Below are 14,861 nucleotides of genomic sequence, written 5' to 3' on the forward strand. Positions count from 1 at the left end.
CGCTTAAGCTGCCGAGCGTGTCGCACGCCGAGCGCAAAGCCATCGCCGAGCTCTGCCGCCGCAAGGTAGCCAAGTCGATCGTGATCCTCCTCACGCTGACCTTCTCCAAGCACTTCTACTTGGTCTCGATCACGAGCTTCTACATCTTCTATTTGATCCACACCTTCGATCTGTCGGTGCAGACGGCACAGCTTTATCTGTTCTTGTTCTTGGGCTCGGTCGCGGCCGGCACCGTCATCGGCGGGCCGATCGGCGACCGCATCGGCACGCGTCGCGTGATCTGGTGGTCAATCCTGGGCGTGCTGCCCTTCACTTTGGCGCTGCCTTACGTCGGTCTGCTCGGGACGGCGATCCTAAGCGTGATCATCGGCTTGATCCTGGCCTCCGCCCACCCGGCCATCATCGTTTACGCGCAGAGCCTGTTGCCGGGCAGGGTTGGCATGGTCGCCGGGCTGTTTTTCGGCCTCGCTTTTGGGATCGCCGGCATCGGTGCGGCTTTGCTCGGCTGGCTGGCCGACGCGACCAGCATCACCTTCGTCTATCACGTCTGTGCTTTTCTCCCGGCCATCGGCCTGCTCGCGGCCTTCTTGCCAGAGATGACAAAGCCAAAGCCGCGCCGGCGCCAGAAGAAGCTCCGCGGGCACACGCCGAGTGCCTAAAATTTGACAAGTCGCTGACGCTTGTTTGGCGCAGCCAAACCGGTTTGTTCCAGCGGCGTCTTGGTTTTGTCTTAGAAGTTTGCTCCCTGAGCAGCCGAACTGGCGGGGAGGGCTCGCGGCAATGCTCTGTGACACTGTCTGAATCGGCAAATGCGAGACTCTGCATATGGTTAGGGGTAAAGTGACGGTCAGTAGCGCCGATGCTGAGGCTGTGTCCGGCGCAATTCCGTACAGTTTTGCGTACTTGCCGAGCGGCGGTCGGTGGGCCTTTTGTGCTTACGGGAACCCCCAGTTCGGTCTGTCGTTCTGTTGAGGTCAGTGAGCTTAGGGGGCATCGATGCGTGATATTCGCGGGGACCTACAAGACCGTGCCAGCTTCCTCGAGGAGCAGATTAGCGCGGCACAAGCGCAATTCGAGAAACGCTTAGAGCTGTTGAAGCGGGAGCATCAGGCGAGGATCGAGGATCTTCAGTCCGAGCTCGAAGCCGTGACGACGCTGATCGAGGGCGAATACCGGCGGCTGACGAGCGCCCCGGTGCAAGACGAGCGCCTCCGCCCGGCGCCTCAAGCCGAGGCCGAGCCGCAGCGCCGGCCCGCGCCGGAGCCGGAGCAGCACCGCCGGCAGGCGGTCGAGGCCGAGCCGCAACGTAGACAAGCGCCGGAGCCGGAGCACTATCATCGTCCGCCGGTCGCAGAGGCCGCGCCGCAACGCCGGCCCGTGGCACAGGAGCCGGAGCAGCATCGCAGGCCCGCGCCGGAGCCCGAGTATCAGCGGCGCCCAGTGCCTGAGCAGGAGCCGGAGCCCTATCGCCGCCCCGTTGCGGCGGAAGCAGAGCCCCCGCGCCGCCCGATGCCGGTGCACGAGGCCGAGCCCGAGCACAGGCCTGTCGCGCCGCAGGTCTATCGCCGGGCACCGGCGGCAGCCGCACCGGAGCCAGAGCAGCGCCGGCCGGTGGCCATGGCCCCCCAGCAGCCGCAACAGCCGCCGCTGGCCGACTTCCTTATCCGCAAGTTGAGCGAGATCGGCGTCATGACGATCGACGATCTCTGCCATCTCTCGGTGCAGGAGGGTTATTTCTCGGATGGCGAGAACGTCGATCGGGCGGTTCACGGCACGCTCATGAACGTCGCCAAGGCGGGCTTCATCCGGCAATTGCCGAATGGGGCCTTCGCGCCCGCGACGGTCATGGACACGATCAGGCTGCGCCGCGCGATCTAGGCGGTCCGTTGCGCGGGCGATCCACGCAACAACTCGACGACGTCGTTTCTGACTTTCTCTTCCGCATAGCGCGCAAGCGCTTTGCGGTCGGGAAAGTCGTCGAGCGGCACGGGCGGCCCGATGCGGATATTGGCGTCGAGCGGACCGAGGCCCAGCAGCTTCCAGGCATGGCTCGCCATGTCCATGTCGCCGTACCAGGCGACTTGCGGGCGCCCGCGCCGCCCCAAGGGAAGGCCGTAGAGCTTCGTGTAGCTGAGCGCCAGCGTCTGCACCGAGACCTTCGATCCCATGGGTTGGCCTTCGAGAGGCTTCGCCGCGGCGAACAGCGCCGTGCGGAACGGCACCACCGTATTGCCGTCGCTGGAGGTGCCTTCGGCGAACAGCACCACGTGGTCGCCCTCCTCCAACCGGCTCAGAATCTCATTTGCCTTGTTGCCGACTTCGCTGCGCCGCTCGCGGTCGACAAACACCGAGCGTTGCAGCTTGGCGAGCCACTTCACGAAGGGCCAGGTCGAGACCTCCTGCTTGGCGACGAACGACACCGGCGCGACCGCCGACAGCACGGTGATGTCGAGCCAGGAGACGTGGTTCGACACGATCAGCACGCCTTGGCTTTCGGCGATCTCGCCGTCGACGTTGAGGCGTATGCCGACGATCCTGCAGACTTGGCGGTGGTACCAATGCGGGAAGGTGCGGGCGTAGGGCGAGCCCATCCGCACGAATAGGAGCTGAAGCGGCATCAGCGGGACGGTGAAGGCCAAGAACGTCGCCAACACCAGGAATGCGCGCACGCTTCTCATCGGTCAGCAATCGGCCGCTGGAGCCGTAACGCTCAATAGCAAGTCCGCCGCCCATAGCGCGTAATGCAAAGCCCGCGCAGCACCGGGTTCTCGGCCCGTATCGGAATAGGCTTCATGCGGCAATCGGTTTGGATTTCGCCAAAGCCCAGTTCGAGCGTGGTGCAAACCTCGCGGGTCGCCGCGGGCACAATGTAGAGGTCCAGCTTGGAGGGGAAAGCGACCTCGACCTTGGGCGACGCCGGCTGGACAATCACCGGCGGGACCGATGCGGATGGCGCAGGCGCAGACGGCGCGGGTGGCACGTCAGGAGCCGGCGCGGTGGCTTCCGGCGCCGCCGCGGGAGCCGCCTCGGGTTCCAGTGAGATGGCGTGCTGTGCAAAGGCCATGCTGGCGAGCAACGTCAAGACGCCCGCGAGAAAAATCCGCTTTCCCATCACGTCACCCCCTTATGTGTTCTTTCCGATGGTTAACGTTGTCCCGGGGCAGGCACGAAGTCAAACGGGGGCGAAAACGGCGCTATTTGCCGTTCTTGAGAGGCTTGCCGAACAGTTCGAGCCGGTGCCCGATGAGTTGGAAGCCGAGCTCCTTGGCGACGCGCTCTTGCAGGTGCTCGATATCCTCGTTCTTGAACTCGATGACCTCGCCGGTTTTCACGTTGATCAGGTGATCGTGGTGTTCGTGGCCAGCCGGCTCGTAGCGCGCGCGTCCGTCGCCGAAATCGTGCCGCTCGATAATGCCTTCGCCTTCCAGCAGGCGCACGGTGCGGTACACGGTGGAGAGCGAGATGCGGGGGTCGCGCGCGCTCGCCCGGCGGTAGACCTCCTCCACATCCGGATGGTCATGAGCTTCGGACAGCACCCGCGCGATGATCCGCCGCTGGCCGGTCATGCGCATGCCCCGATCGGCGCACAGACGCTCCAGCCTGCTTTCCCGTGTCGCTGGGTTGGACATGGATCCCCGGCTATCGCTGGTCTTGACGTGGCGCTTCGGCGATCTGCCCATCATCGGAGCGTGAGTCCGAAAGGGCAAGACTGAAGATGGCGGCGTCCGCGCCGCTTTCGTAATAGCCGGGGCGTCGGCCCGCGGGCGCGGCCCCTAGCGCGCGATAAAGCGCGAGCGCGGCCTCATTGCCTTCGTCGACCTCCAGGAAAAGTTGCGTGGCGCCGCTTCGCCTCAAGTCCTCCACAGCGCGTTGCAGGAGCGCCCGGGCGAGGCCGAGCCGCCGATAGGCGGGGACCACACCCAGCGTGAGAATCTCCGCTTGGTCGGCGGCGCGCCGCGCGATCAGAAAGCCGGCAGGCATCGGCCCGGCATCGTCCAAAGAGCCGATGAGACAGAGAATGCCGGGCCCCGCGGCAAAGCGAGCCATGGCGTCTTGGTCCCAAGCACGGTCGAAGCAGCTTGCATGGAGCCGCGCCAGGAGAGCGGCGTCCGTCAGCGTGGCCTGAGAGACGAGGATCTCCGCCGCCATCAGCGGCGCTCCAAGGCGGGGGCCTGCGGCTTGGCGTCCGGCGGCCGCAAATAGAGCGGGCGCACGGTCTCTGACGTCTCGCCGCTCTCAAGCGCGATCTCGGCAAGCGCCGCGGCGCTTGGCTGAAGTGAAGGCAGCTCGGTCTCGAGTTTGCGGCCGCGCGTTGCGGCTGCGTCGCAGAGAATTTGCGCGCCGTTGCCCACGGCCACGCGAAGCGTCGCGGGTAGGAGACCGGCGGCGTCACCCGGCGCGATGAGCAACGGACCCTCCAACTTGCTTCCGGTCTCATCGTAGAGCCCGAGATAGAGCATGTCGCGCCGGGCATCGACGGCGACCGCGAAAGGACCCTTTGGTTCGAGGCCGGCAAGCCGGGCCGCGCGCGCCATCACCGTGAGACTGTCCGTGCCGTAAAGCTTGGCCTTCGTCACGAGTGCCAGGCCTCGCGCCGCGGCGATGGCGATACGTACGCCTGTGAAGCTGCCAGGACCGACGGTCGCCGCGATCAGATCGAGATCGCGTGCGTCGATCTCGGCTTCCGCCAGCACCTCCTCCACCATGGGCATCAGCGCTTCGGCGTGCCCGCGCGCCATCTCGGCCTGAAGCACGTAAAGCCGGCGTGCGGGAGCGCCCGTGCGCAGCACGGCGGCGGAGCAGGCGCCCATGCTCGTATCGAGCGCAAGGAGGTTCATAGCTTGGGTCTTAGACGACGAGCGCGATTTGGTCGAAGCGAAAGCGCGGAGCCCGCGGCTTCAAGTCTGCACCGTCGCCAAAGCCGAGATTGCAGAGGAAGTTCGATTTGACGTTGGTGTCGGCAAAGAATTCCTTGTCGACCGCCTCGTTGTCGAAACCCGACATGGGGCCGCAATCGAGCCCCAGCGCCCGCGCCGCGATGATGAGATAAGCACCTTGCAGCGTACCGTTGCGGAACGCGGTCTCCTCGATCTTTTTGGGCTTGCCCTCGAACCAGCTCTTGGCATCGGTATGCGGGAAGAGCATCGGCAGATGATCGTAGAAATCGAGGTCGTAGCCGATGATGGCGCAGACGGGCGCCTTCATCGTCTTCTCGCGATTGCCCTCCGACAGATGCGGTTTGAGTTTCTCTTTTGCCGCGCGGGACTTCACGAAAAGAAAACGCGCCGGGCTGCAATTCGCGCTCGTCGGTCCGAGCTTGAGGAGATCGACGATCTCGTGCAGCAGCGAATCGGGGACATCCCTATCTTGCCACGCGTTGTATGTGCGCGCGTCGCGGAACAGTTGATCGAGGGAAGCGTCTGGCAGCTTTTCCGTCAAATCGGGCGGACCTCCTGCACTTCGGGAATGAAGTGCCGGAGCAGGTTCTCGATGCCGTGGCGCAACGTCGCCGTCGAGCTCGGGCAGCCCGAGCAAGCGCCGCGCATATGCAGGAAGACCACGCCGTCGCGATAGCCCTGGAAGGTGATGTCGCCCCCGTCCTGCGCCACCGCCGGGCGCACGCGCGTGTCGAGCAGCTCCTTGATGGTCTTGACCGTCTCCTCGTCCTCGGGAGCGAAGAACTCGTTCACGCCGTCATACTGATCGGGCGCGCCATCCGTCATCTCCTCACCGGAGAGGTAATGCTCCATGATGGCGCCCAGAATGGCGGGCTTCAGGTGCTGCCACTCGCCGTCGGCCTTGGTGACGCTGATGAAGTCGGAGCCGAGGAACACGCCGGTGACGCCGTCGATCTCGAACAGGCGCGCGGCGAGCGGCGAGCCTTCGCTTTCGGCGCGGTCGCGGAACTCGATCGCGTCCACCTCACCGAGCACGGCCCGGCCCGGAAGGAACTTCAGGGTGGCTGGATTTGGCGTTGCCTCGGTCTGAATGAACATCGTGAGTGCCTCTTGGCTCCTAACGCGCGAGCCCGCGAAAGGCTGCGCTCAAGAATTAGAACAGTTCTATATTTGTGCCCGCACCCCTGCCGAGTCAAGGCGGCGAGTCGCCTTATACCATGACCGCACCGGTAGCCGTCAGGGCCCTCGTAGGCTCAAGCCAGCGCCAGGATTTCCTCGATGGAGAGGTGCCCCGGCACCACGGTGATCGGGGTCGGGAAGACGCCCGCGAGCCGCCCGCCCGCCAGGCTGGACACGAGCGGACCGGGTCCCGAAGGGTCCTTCGAGGCCCCGAGCACCAGCACGCCGATATCCTGATCCTCCTCGATCAGCTTGGGGATCTCGTCGGCCTTGTTGCCCTCGCGCACGATCTCCTCCGGCACCAGGTCCTCGAAGCCCATGGCCTTGAGCTTGCGGCCGAACAGGCGGAACACGGCCTTGGCCTTGCTCTGCCCCTCCTCGCGCGCGATGTCTTCCACGCCGAGCCAGTGCATGGCCTCGTCCTCGGGCTCGATCACGTAAAGCAGCGCCAATTGACCTGTGGTGCGCTGGGCGCGACTGGCGGCGAAGGCCAGCGCGCTTTCGCATTCCGGCGTCTCATCCACGACGACGAGAAATTTGCGCTTGTGCCCTTCGAGATAGATCTGCCGCTTCCGCCGCGGCTTGGTCGCCGGGGTCGAAGCGGTTTTCTTCTTGGCGGCAGACGTCTTCTTCGCCGCCTTCTTCGCCGCCGGCTGCTTTTTCGTGGCCATGGCCGTCATGCTGCCACCTCCGGGCGTCGCCAACAAGAAGGGTTGAAGGAAGGACCCGGCCCTCAGGCGAGGTCGATGGCGTAGCGTTTGAGGTCCTCGAGATCCACGATCTCCAGCGTCGCCTCGTGGGTCGCGCCGAGAATCACCCGCGGCGGGCTGCCTGCCTCGAAGGCCTCCTGCCAGCGGGCCGCGCACAGGCACCAACGGTCGCCGGGCTGCAACCCGGGAAAGCCGAAATCGGGCTGCGGCGTCGAAAGGTCGTTGCCCCGCGCCTTGGAGAAAGCGAGAAAGTCCGCCGTCACCTCGACGCACACTGTGTGCAGCCCGAGATCCTCGGGTCCGGTATGGCAGCAGCCGGTGCGGTAGAAACCCGTGACCGGCCGGTCCGAGCAGCTCTTGAGCGGCTCGCCGAAGACGTTCTTCTGACCCTCGAAAGGATTGGAGCGCCGCTGCAACATGGACCGATTGTGCCTGAACCGCGGTTCTACGGGAAGATGGTGGAAGCCGGTCAGCGAATCGGGTTGCGCACGGGCAATGGGATGCCGAGCTGGCCGCCGTTCCGCACGATCTGAAGCTGCGCCTGGGTGAGGATCGGCACGCCGGGCCCCGCCTCCTTGCTGGCGGCGGCCTGAAGCGCGCGGGGCGGCAACTCGTCGTCCACGGACAGCAGCTCGTTGTCGCCCGCGGTCAGCACCGCCTTGCAGTCGCCTGGCAGGTCTCTGAGCTGTTTGGGATTCTTCTTCTTCGCGGGCTTCGCATTGGGATCGATGTCCTGCTCCGCCATCCAAATCGCGGCCTTCTTGAGCATGTCGTGCCAGTTGTCGAGCTCCTTGCCGTCGCAGCCGGAGTCACCGCTCACAGGCGCCTGATTCTCGCAGCCCGCCATGCCGGGCGGGCAGACGAGGCGCACATGGAAATGGTAGTGGTGGTTCCACCAAGGCCTGACCTTGCCGAGCCAGGCGGTGTCCTTGCCTACATCGGCGGCGCGCACGCACAGTGATTTCTTGATGGCCGGGTGCACGAAGATGCGGGCGACTTGCGGGTAGGAGGCGGCGCGGCGGATGAGCTTCACATGTAGGTCGGTGAACACTTTTGGATCGACGGTGAAGGGGTCCTTGAGCATCGATACCGCAGTCATGTCCTCGCGCTCGTGAAGCGTGAGCGTGCGGTCGGGCATCGGCGTCAACCAGATATCCGCATCGAGCCCGACCTGATGGCTGGTGTGGCCGGTAAGCATTGGGCCGCCACGGGGCTGCGACATGTCACCGACCAGGAGGCCGGGCCAGCCGTCGAACGCGCGCGCATCGCTGGCGAGGCGCTCCATATACTGGATGAGTTCGGGACTTCCCCAATTGCGGTTCCGCGAGACCCGCATCACCTGCCAGTCCGGGCCGTTGATGGGAAGCGAGAGGCCCCCGGCGAGGCAGCCCTTCGAGTAGCTGCCGATGGCGCGCGCCTCGAGCGGCGCCGGTCCCGGGACCGAGCCGAACAATTCCTTGGCCGGCGGTAGCTTGGGCGTAGGCGCTTTCTTTTTGGCGGGTGCGGGCTTGGGTTTCGGTTTCGGCGGTTCGACCTTCTCCGCCACGGAGCGGGTCGCGCCTTGGAACCGCATCTGCGCGGCGGCCAATCCGCAGCCGAGCAGCACTATGATGAGGCTCAGAAGCAGCCTTTGCATCGTCCTCGACCCAACTCGCCTATAACCCCTCGCGCCAAGACTAACACACATGGGGGCGGCTATTGGAGCCCCTAGCCGGACGGCATTCAGGGGCCATCCCGAGCCGAGGCGGCGGGCGTTCAGGAGATATTCAGCCGCCGCCTCTAGACTGGTTCTTGTCATCATCCGGAGAGCGCCCGGCGCGAAGATGCGCCGGCGTGGGCACAAGCTGAATTCGAGGGAGACCCAACATGAGACGTTCCATTTTCCTGGCCGCACTGCTCGGCCTGGCGCTTGCCTTGCCCAGCGCGGCCTTTGCAGGGGTCGTCGCCCAGATCAACCTCTCCAGCCAGCGCATGCACGTCTTCGTGAACGGCAAGCCGGCCCACACTTGGAAGGTCTCAACGGCGCGCTCGGGCTACCGCACGCCGACCGGCACCTACAAGCCCTACCATTTGGCCCGGCGCCACTACTCCTCGATCTACAATAACTCGCCCATGCCGCATTCGATCTTCTTCTATAAGGGCTACGCCATTCACGGCTCCTACGAGACGAAATATCTCGGCCGGCCCGCGTCGCATGGCTGCGTGCGGCTGCACCCGTCCAACGCCGCCCGTCTGTATTCGCTGGTGCAGCGCTACGGCGCCGGCAACACGACCATCCGCATCACGCGCTAAGGAGGAGGCCAGATGGCCCTCCTGAAATGGGCGATCATCGCGCTTGTGATCTCGGTGCTCGCGGGGCCTTCGGCTTCACGCGCCTAGAGCACGGCGCGGCCAAGGTCGCCAGGCTCCTCTTCTTTATCTTTCTCGCGCTGTTCGCGGTGATTCTGATCTTGTCGTTCACCATCGGCGATTGGCGGTAGGGGCTAGCCCCCGCAGACGCTCGGCGCGGGCACGCCGCGAACCCTGTCGTCCATCCATTTGAGCGCGGTGGATACGCTGTTCTTGGCGGCGAAGGTGTGGGTTACCCCCGGCATTTCGACGAACATCACCTTGGCGCCCTGCTTGCACAGCGCTTTGCCGAACTGCTTGGTGATATAGGGCCGCACGATCGTGTCGGCGGTACCTTGCGCCAGGAACACCGGCGCGCCCGCGGGCTGCTGGCCAGGGGAGTTGCGCTGCATGATGCCTGCCCAGGGCTGGGTCTTGGCCGGGTTCGCTTTCAGGAACTTCTGCGTTTCAAGCGGCCTCTCTGCCTTGTCGAGCGCCAAGAAGTCCGCGACCGATTCGATGCAGTCCTGAGCCATCGTCTTGTAGACATTCATGGCGTTCGCCTCGACCAGGCTCGAAGCGGAGTCGTTGTAGAGCTTGGACCACGACCAGATCGCCATGGCGGTTAGCTCCTTACCCGCGGCGCTCGACTTGTCGGCATCGAACAGCTCGATCAGGTAGGTCGCGGGCGCCGCCGCGGCGACGCCGAGAAGCTTTAAGTCAGGCGCGTACGACTTGGCGAGCTCCCCGGCATAGAGCGCGGCATGGCCGCCTTGGCTGTGCCCCCACACCACGAAACGGTTGGATGCGCCCGAGCGCGGCAAGGCGATCGCCGCGCGCACCGAATCGAGCACGGCACGGCCTTCGCTGACGCCGATGAGATATGGGTGGATGCCCGGCGTACCGAGACCGGGATAGTCCGTGGCTACCACGATATAGCCTTTCGCCAGCATCGATTTGAGCCCCCAGATCAAGCCGGCATTGTCCGGCATCAGCGAGGGCGCGCATTTCTCGACCACGCCTGAAGTCGGGTGCGCATAGGCGATTACGGGACGTCCGCCCGCCGGCGCCTTGCCGGGCGGAATGTAGATCGCGCCGGACACCTCGATCGGCTCACCCTTCAGCCCGGTGGATTGGTAGAGAATCCGGAAGGCCTCGCCGCTGTCTGGACTCCCGCCGATCAGCGGCCAGACATTGAGGATGGCCCCGGGCTTCTTTGCCGCGGCCTCAGTCGCCGGGAGGAAGCAAAGAAGGGCGATGGCGGCCGCGAGGGACCGCCGCAAGCAGCGCTTCACGTTGAACATTTGGGGGAAAACCTCACTGACTGAACGCAAGGCGCCGATGATAGCCTAAGAACCGCACAGGTCCGCAACAGCTGGACTTGCGGGCTTGTGGACTTGCGGGCTTGTGGGCTTGGGGGCTTGAGCCCGAAGGCCGGGGCTTTTCATCCCGCCCGCTTCCAGGGCACAATTGGCCGAGCACGAACAAGACGCCTCGCGAGGGTGCCTCGCGGGAGCAGGGGACAAGCCGGGGGACCAAGCCACATGTCATCAGCCGCAAGCACGCTCGACGCCTTCATCAGCCGTGTCGGCGGGATAGCGACTCCCTTTTCCATCGAGTTGCCGGATGGCGCGAAGCGCAACATCGGCCAGGGCGAGCCCGAGTTTCACGTCGGTCTGCACAACGAACGCGCCCTCAAGGCGCTGCGCACCCTGGACGAGGGCGACATCGCCGAAGCGTACTTGCAAGGCGACATCGACATTGAAGGCGACATGCTGAAGCCGTTCGCGCTTCGGGCGTCGCTCGACGACAGCCATCCGCTGGTCGCGGCCTGGCGTTTTCTCCAGCCGATGCTGTTCGGGCAGGTCTATACCAACAAGCAGGCCATCGCCTCGCACTACAATCTCGATCCGCAGCTGTTTCTGAGCTTCATGGATCCCGTGTTCCCGGCCTATAGCCAAGGCATCTACGAGAACGACGACGAGCCGCTGTCGAAGGCCTTGGAGCGGAAGTTCGATTGGGCCATCGAAAAATGCGAACTGGATCCGGGCAAGCGCGTGCTCGAGATCGGCCCCGGTTGGGGCGCGTTCGCGGGCCATGCGCTGCAATCCGGCATTCACTTCACGGGTGTCACGAACTCGGAAGTGTCGCAATCCTTCCTGCGCGACAAGCTCGCCAATTTCGGCGACCAGTTCGACATCTTGCTGACGGACTTCTACGACTACGAGCCGAAGGAGCCCTTGGACGCCATCGTCATCATGGGCGTCATCGAGCATCTGCCGAACTACGAGAAGGTGCTGCGCAAATTCTACCGGCTGTTGAAGCCGGGCGGCCTCGTGTTCCTCGACGGCAGTGCCGCGCGCAAGAAATACGAGCTGTCGACCTTCATGGTGCGCTACATCTATCCCGGCAATCACTCCTTCCTCGTGCTCGACGACTTTCTCAACAAGATGAACAAGACCGAGTTCGAGTGCGAGGAAATCCACTCCGATCGCTGGAGCTACTACCTCACCTTCAAGCAATGGGCCGAGAACCTGGAGTCCAACAAGGACGCCGTGATCAAGAAATTCGGCGAGTTCGAGTATCGCCGCTTCCGGCTCTATCTGTGGGGCGCGGCTTACGAGTTCCTGGCGCGTAATCTCGATTGCTACCGCATGATCCTGTCCAAACCCAAAGCCGCGTAAGGGCTGAGCAAGCACGTCAAAGCTCTGGGCTTGACCCTTCCGCCATGAGCGGGGGAGTGTTGCGGCAAAGGAGAATCAGCCATGTGCGGTAATTGCGACTCTAAAGTCATCTCACGGCGCGGCCTCATGGCGGGGGCGGGCACGCTGCTCGCGGCGAGCGCTCTTGCGATTCGCTTAAGCCACGCCGCCGAAGAGAAGCCAGCGCCGAACGCCATCGCGCCATCGGAGGCGCTGGACCGGCTGAAGCAGGGCAATGCCCGCTATCGGGCGGGCGAATTCAATGAGAGGGATTATTTCGCCGGCCGCGACGCACGCGCCAGCGCGCAGTATCCCATCGTGGCGGTTCTGGCCTGCGCCGACAGCCGCGTCCCGCCGGAGATCGTCTTCGACCAGGGCCCCGGCGAGGTCTTCGTCGTGCGCGACGCCGGCAACGTCGTCAGCAATTATGGGCTGGCGAGCCTCGAGTTCGCCGTCGCGGTTCTCAACGTGCGGCTCATATTCGTGCTGGGGCATTCCAGTTGCGGTGCGGTCGCGGCAGCCCTTCAGTCGGTTCGCGAGCGCAAGAAACTGCCGGGGCATCTCCCCGAGCTGGTGGAGGAGATCCAGCCCGCGGTGATCGCCGCCCATGGCAAGCACGCGAGCGATCTTCTCGCCGCCACCATCAACGAAAACGTCCGGCTCGGCATGAGGGAGTTGAAGTCGCGGTCCGATATCATCGGCAAGGCGGTGAGCTCCGGCAAAGTCGGCATCCAGGGCGGCGTCTATGAACTGGCCACTGGAGACGTGAACCTCATCTGACTTCCGGAAAAGAGGGGGCAAGCATCGAGGACGCTCTCGCACGCTGGCGGTCGGAAAAGACCGCAGCCTACCTGTCGAGCGCCGTGGCGCGCTACGAGCCCGATCCCGCGCGCGCGAAGCTGTTCCGTGACATGGCGTTGTCCGCCGAGGCGCAAGCCGCCATCCTGGCGAAGGATCTGAAGTCAGCCCCCACGTTCAGCCCGTCGCCCCGGTCCCGGATCACCGTGCTTCTGCTCGGCATCTTCGGCCCGCGCGCCATGCGCCATGTGCTTTCCGCCTCGAAGGTGCGCGGCGTGTCGGTCTATCGCGGCAAGGTCGCGGACGAAGGTCATCCCATGCCGACCTCCGTCGAGGACGTCGGCCGCCGCCACAAAAACTATGGCAGCGGCACGCTCCGCGCCGGCGTGTTCGGGGTCAATGACGGCCTCGTCTCCAACACGTTGCTGGTCATGGGTGTCGCCGGCGCCGGCACCAGCCCGAGCGTGATCTTGTTGACTGGCGTCGCCGGGCTCTTGGCCGGGGCGTTTTCCATGGGCGCGGGCGAATTCATCTCCATGCTGTCGCAGAAGGAGATGTTCGAGCACCAGATCGCGCAGGAGAAGGACGAACTCGAGCGCTATCCGAAAGAGGAAGCCGAGGAGCTGGCGCTCATCTATGAGGCGCGGGGCGTCCCGCTCGCGGAGGCGCGCCACATCGCCAAGCACCTCATCGAGAACCCCGAGAAGGCGCTAGATACGCTCAGCCGCGAGGAGCTTGGCCTCAACCCGGACGAGCTCGGCTCGCCGCTCGGGGCCGCGCTCTCGTCCTTCGTCACGTTTTCCATCGGCGCCAGCCTGCCACTCATCCCATTCGTGTTCGGGTATGCGGACCACGGCATTCTGATCGCCTCGATCATTTCGGGCACGGCCCTGTTCTGTGTCGGCGCGGCGCTCAGCCTGTTCTCGGGGCGGAACGCGTTCATCGGTGGCGGGCGGATGTTCGCGATCGGCGCCGCGGCCGCCGTCGCCACCTATTACATCGGCTCGCTATTCGACGTCGCCGTGAGCTAAGGCGCAAATCGCTGCAAATGCCGAACGTCTCGGCGACCTGCTCTTAACGCTGAGTCGAGCCGGGTTTCCTTGCTTAATAAGAGTTTAGAAGCTCCGCGCGCATGGTCTCCGGCAGATTTTCTGTGGGAGGACCACCGCCATGTTTCGCCGCGCCGCGATCTACACACTCGCCGCTTCACTCGCCGTCGCCACAACCCCCGCCTTCGCCTGCACCGGCATCAGCCTTAAAGCCGAAGACGGCGCCGCGATCCGCGGCCGCACCCTCGAGTTCGGCTTTCCGCTTCAGTCCAACGTCATCGTCGTACCGGCCGGCAAGGAGTTCGCCGGCGCGCTGCCCGACGGCGGCAAGGGTCTCACCTACAAGACGCGCTATGACATCGTAGGGGCCAACGCCTTCGGTCAGGCCGCCATTATGGACGGCTTGAACGACCAGGGGCTTTCCATCGGCCTGTTCTATTTCCCGGGCTATGCCCAATACGCGCAAGCGACCAAGGAGAACGCCGCGCGCGCGCTGGCGCCGCAGGACTTCGGCATGTGGGTGCTCGGCAATTTCGCTACGGTCGATGAGGTGAAGGCCGCGCTGAAGGACACCGTCATGGTCGGAACGCCGTTTCCCGGCCTCGGCAGCGCCAAGGGCATGGTCGCCGACGTGCACTTCTTCGTGCAGGATAAGTCCGGCAAGTCGATCGCGGTCGAGCCCATCGGCGGCAAGCTGAAGGTCACCGACGCGCCGCTCGGCGTCATGACCAACGCGCCGACTTACGATTGGCACATGACCAATCTCGACAACTACATCAACCTCTCGCCAAAGGACATCGGCTCGGAGAAGCTCGGCTCCGTGACGTTGAGCGCCACGGGCTCGGGAACCGGCATGCTCGGGCTTCCCGGCGACTTCACACCGCCTTCGCGCTTCGTCCGCGCCACGCTCTTTAGCCAGGCGGCGACGCCGAACGCCAAGGCCGATGACGCGGTGTTCAGCGCCTTCCACATTCTCAATCAGTTCGACATCCCGAAGGGCTCGGTCATCAACGCGAGCGTCGGCGGCGCTCAGCCCGAGATCACCGAATGGACCGCCGTCAGCGACCTCAAGAATCTGCGCTGGTACTTCCGCACCCATCAGGATCAGTCGATCCGCATGGTCGATCTCAAGGAGGCCATCAAGGCCGCCAAGGGCGAGATCCGCATCATCGAGATGGAGAAATCGACCCAGCCGGT

The 14,861-nt window shown here is 64.7% G+C and carries 19 protein-coding genes; 8 read left to right on the forward strand and 11 right to left on the reverse strand.

The genetic code is table 11. The features are described 5' to 3' along the window. Together ACSLE4_RS10720 and ACSLE4_RS10725 are read left to right on the forward strand one after the other, a co-directional pair. Nucleotides 1-659: MFS transporter (locus ACSLE4_RS10720; RefSeq protein ID WP_435904446.1), on the forward strand; the 659-nt coding region annotated here is incomplete at its 5' end. 337 nt (nt 660-996) lie between these two features. Then, entirely contained in the window at nt 997-1,878 is an 882-nt protein-coding gene (locus tag ACSLE4_RS10725) for a hypothetical protein (protein WP_435904447.1), read from the forward strand. Here the strand turns inward: ACSLE4_RS10725 and ACSLE4_RS10730 are convergent. From ACSLE4_RS10730 to mepA, 10 genes are all read right to left on the reverse strand, one after another. Beyond that, on the reverse strand, nt 1,875-2,678 hold the full coding sequence (locus ACSLE4_RS10730; protein ID WP_435904448.1) for a lysophospholipid acyltransferase family protein: 804 nt from the start codon (nt 2,676-2,678) through the stop codon (nt 1,875-1,877). The genes ACSLE4_RS10725 and ACSLE4_RS10730 overlap by 4 nt on opposite strands. 32 nt (nt 2,679-2,710) lie before the next feature. Further along, a complete protein-coding gene (locus ACSLE4_RS10735) occupies nt 2,711-3,112 on the reverse strand; it encodes a hypothetical protein (RefSeq protein WP_435904449.1) in 402 nt (133 codons plus the stop codon). An 82-nt stretch (nt 3,113-3,194) separates the two neighbouring features. After that, nucleotides 3,195-3,629 carry a Fur family transcriptional regulator gene (locus ACSLE4_RS10740; RefSeq protein ID WP_435904450.1) on the reverse strand — a complete coding sequence of 145 codons (435 nt, stop codon included), beginning with the start codon at nt 3,627-3,629 and terminating at the stop codon, nt 3,195-3,197. Between the two features lie 10 nt (nt 3,630-3,639). Next, entirely contained in the window at nt 3,640-4,149 is a 510-nt protein-coding gene (locus tag ACSLE4_RS10745; protein WP_435904451.1) for a GNAT family N-acetyltransferase, read from the reverse strand. Further along, nucleotides 4,149-4,838 carry a tRNA (adenosine(37)-N6)-threonylcarbamoyltransferase complex dimerization subunit type 1 TsaB gene (gene tsaB / locus ACSLE4_RS10750; RefSeq protein WP_435904452.1) on the reverse strand — a complete coding sequence of 230 codons (690 nt, stop codon included), beginning with the start codon at nt 4,836-4,838 and terminating at the stop codon, nt 4,149-4,151. The genes ACSLE4_RS10745 and tsaB overlap by 1 nt, the downstream gene beginning before the upstream one ends. 10 nt (nt 4,839-4,848) lie before the next feature. Further along, on the reverse strand, nt 4,849-5,439 hold the full coding sequence (locus ACSLE4_RS10755) for a malonic semialdehyde reductase (protein WP_435904453.1): 591 nt from the start codon (nt 5,437-5,439) through the stop codon (nt 4,849-4,851). Then, complete coding sequence (locus ACSLE4_RS10760; protein ID WP_435904454.1) at nt 5,436-5,996, reverse strand: NifU family protein; 561 nt, start codon at nt 5,994-5,996, stop codon at nt 5,436-5,438. The genes ACSLE4_RS10755 and ACSLE4_RS10760 overlap by 4 nt, the downstream gene beginning before the upstream one ends. Before the next feature lie 155 nt (nt 5,997-6,151). Next, on the reverse strand, nt 6,152-6,757 hold the full coding sequence (locus ACSLE4_RS10765; protein ID WP_435904455.1) for a universal stress protein: 606 nt from the start codon (nt 6,755-6,757) through the stop codon (nt 6,152-6,154). A 53-nt stretch (nt 6,758-6,810) separates the two neighbouring features. Beyond that, nucleotides 6,811-7,206, reverse strand: a complete 396-nt coding sequence (locus tag ACSLE4_RS10770) for a DUF2237 family protein (protein WP_435904456.1) — start codon at nt 7,204-7,206, stop codon at nt 6,811-6,813. Between the two features lie 50 nt (nt 7,207-7,256). Continuing rightward, the gene (gene mepA, locus ACSLE4_RS10775; RefSeq protein ID WP_435904457.1) at nt 7,257-8,423 is read right to left on the reverse strand and encodes a penicillin-insensitive murein endopeptidase; all 1,167 of its coding nucleotides are present in this window, start codon (nt 8,421-8,423) and stop codon (nt 7,257-7,259) included. 230 nt (nt 8,424-8,653) lie between these two features. On the opposite strand from mepA, the gene ACSLE4_RS10780 reads away from it, so the two are divergent. Continuing rightward, entirely contained in the window at nt 8,654-9,079 is a 426-nt protein-coding gene (locus tag ACSLE4_RS10780; protein WP_435904458.1) for a L,D-transpeptidase, read from the forward strand. 26 nt (nt 9,080-9,105) lie between these two features. Continuing rightward, entirely contained in the window at nt 9,106-9,267 is a 162-nt protein-coding gene (locus ACSLE4_RS10785) for a DUF1328 family protein (RefSeq protein ID WP_435904459.1), read from the forward strand. 3 nt (nt 9,268-9,270) lie between these two features. Here the strand turns inward: ACSLE4_RS10785 and ACSLE4_RS10790 are convergent, their stop codons facing one another. Next, complete coding sequence (locus ACSLE4_RS10790; RefSeq protein ID WP_435904460.1) at nt 9,271-10,419, reverse strand: alpha/beta fold hydrolase; 1,149 nt, start codon at nt 10,417-10,419, stop codon at nt 9,271-9,273. Nucleotides 10,420-10,659: 240 nt separating this feature from the next. On the opposite strand from ACSLE4_RS10790, the gene ACSLE4_RS10795 reads away from it, so the two are divergent. The 4 genes from ACSLE4_RS10795 to ACSLE4_RS10810 all read left to right on the forward strand — a co-directional run. Further along, nucleotides 10,660-11,799: a class I SAM-dependent methyltransferase gene (locus ACSLE4_RS10795; protein WP_435904461.1), complete on the forward strand. Its 1,140-nt coding sequence runs from the start codon at nt 10,660-10,662 to the stop codon at nt 11,797-11,799. An 81-nt stretch (nt 11,800-11,880) separates the two neighbouring features. Further along, nucleotides 11,881-12,597, forward strand: coding sequence for a carbonic anhydrase (locus ACSLE4_RS10800; protein WP_435904462.1), 717 nt, complete (start codon nt 11,881-11,883; stop codon nt 12,595-12,597). Nucleotides 12,598-12,680: 83 nt separating this feature from the next. After that, nucleotides 12,681-13,646, forward strand: a complete 966-nt coding sequence (locus ACSLE4_RS10805; RefSeq protein ID WP_435904463.1) for a VIT1/CCC1 transporter family protein — start codon at nt 12,681-12,683, stop codon at nt 13,644-13,646. Between the two features lie 139 nt (nt 13,647-13,785). Continuing rightward, nucleotides 13,786-14,861: linear amide C-N hydrolase (locus tag ACSLE4_RS10810; protein ID WP_435904464.1), on the forward strand; the 1,076-nt coding region annotated here is incomplete at its 3' end.

This window comes from Methyloceanibacter sp., from assembly GCF_051306395.1.
Taxonomy (GTDB): domain Bacteria; phylum Pseudomonadota; class Alphaproteobacteria; order Rhizobiales; family Methyloligellaceae; genus Methyloceanibacter.

What these genes read in the sequence shown, in the direction of transcription:
- ACSLE4_RS10800 (WP_435904462.1), top strand. Translation starts at nt 11,881, where the DNA reads ATGTGCGGTAATTGCGACTCTAAAGTCATCTCACGGCGCGGCCTCATG.
- ACSLE4_RS10730 (WP_435904448.1), bottom strand. Translation starts at nt 2,678, where the DNA reads ATGAGAAGCGTGCGCGCATTCCTGGTGTTGGCGACGTTCTTGGCCTTC.
- tsaB (WP_435904452.1), bottom strand. Translation starts at nt 4,838, where the DNA reads ATGAACCTCCTTGCGCTCGATACGAGCATGGGCGCCTGCTCCGCCGCC.
- ACSLE4_RS10735 (WP_435904449.1), bottom strand. Translation starts at nt 3,112, where the DNA reads ATGGGAAAGCGGATTTTTCTCGCGGGCGTCTTGACGTTGCTCGCCAGC.
- ACSLE4_RS10740 (WP_435904450.1), bottom strand. Translation starts at nt 3,629, where the DNA reads ATGTCCAACCCAGCGACACGGGAAAGCAGGCTGGAGCGTCTGTGCGCC.
- ACSLE4_RS10765 (WP_435904455.1), bottom strand. Translation starts at nt 6,757, where the DNA reads ATGACGGCCATGGCCACGAAAAAGCAGCCGGCGGCGAAGAAGGCGGCG.
- mepA (WP_435904457.1), bottom strand. Translation starts at nt 8,423, where the DNA reads ATGCAAAGGCTGCTTCTGAGCCTCATCATAGTGCTGCTCGGCTGCGGA.
- ACSLE4_RS10795 (WP_435904461.1), top strand. Translation starts at nt 10,660, where the DNA reads ATGTCATCAGCCGCAAGCACGCTCGACGCCTTCATCAGCCGTGTCGGC.
- ACSLE4_RS10770 (WP_435904456.1), bottom strand. Translation starts at nt 7,206, where the DNA reads ATGTTGCAGCGGCGCTCCAATCCTTTCGAGGGTCAGAAGAACGTCTTC.
- ACSLE4_RS10780 (WP_435904458.1), top strand. Translation starts at nt 8,654, where the DNA reads ATGAGACGTTCCATTTTCCTGGCCGCACTGCTCGGCCTGGCGCTTGCC.
- ACSLE4_RS10745 (WP_435904451.1), bottom strand. Translation starts at nt 4,149, where the DNA reads ATGGCGGCGGAGATCCTCGTCTCTCAGGCCACGCTGACGGACGCCGCT.
- ACSLE4_RS10785 (WP_435904459.1), top strand. Translation starts at nt 9,106, where the DNA reads ATGGGCGATCATCGCGCTTGTGATCTCGGTGCTCGCGGGGCCTTCGGC.
- ACSLE4_RS10790 (WP_435904460.1), bottom strand. Translation starts at nt 10,419, where the DNA reads ATGTTCAACGTGAAGCGCTGCTTGCGGCGGTCCCTCGCGGCCGCCATC.
- ACSLE4_RS10725 (WP_435904447.1), top strand. Translation starts at nt 997, where the DNA reads ATGCGTGATATTCGCGGGGACCTACAAGACCGTGCCAGCTTCCTCGAG.
- ACSLE4_RS10760 (WP_435904454.1), bottom strand. Translation starts at nt 5,996, where the DNA reads ATGTTCATTCAGACCGAGGCAACGCCAAATCCAGCCACCCTGAAGTTC.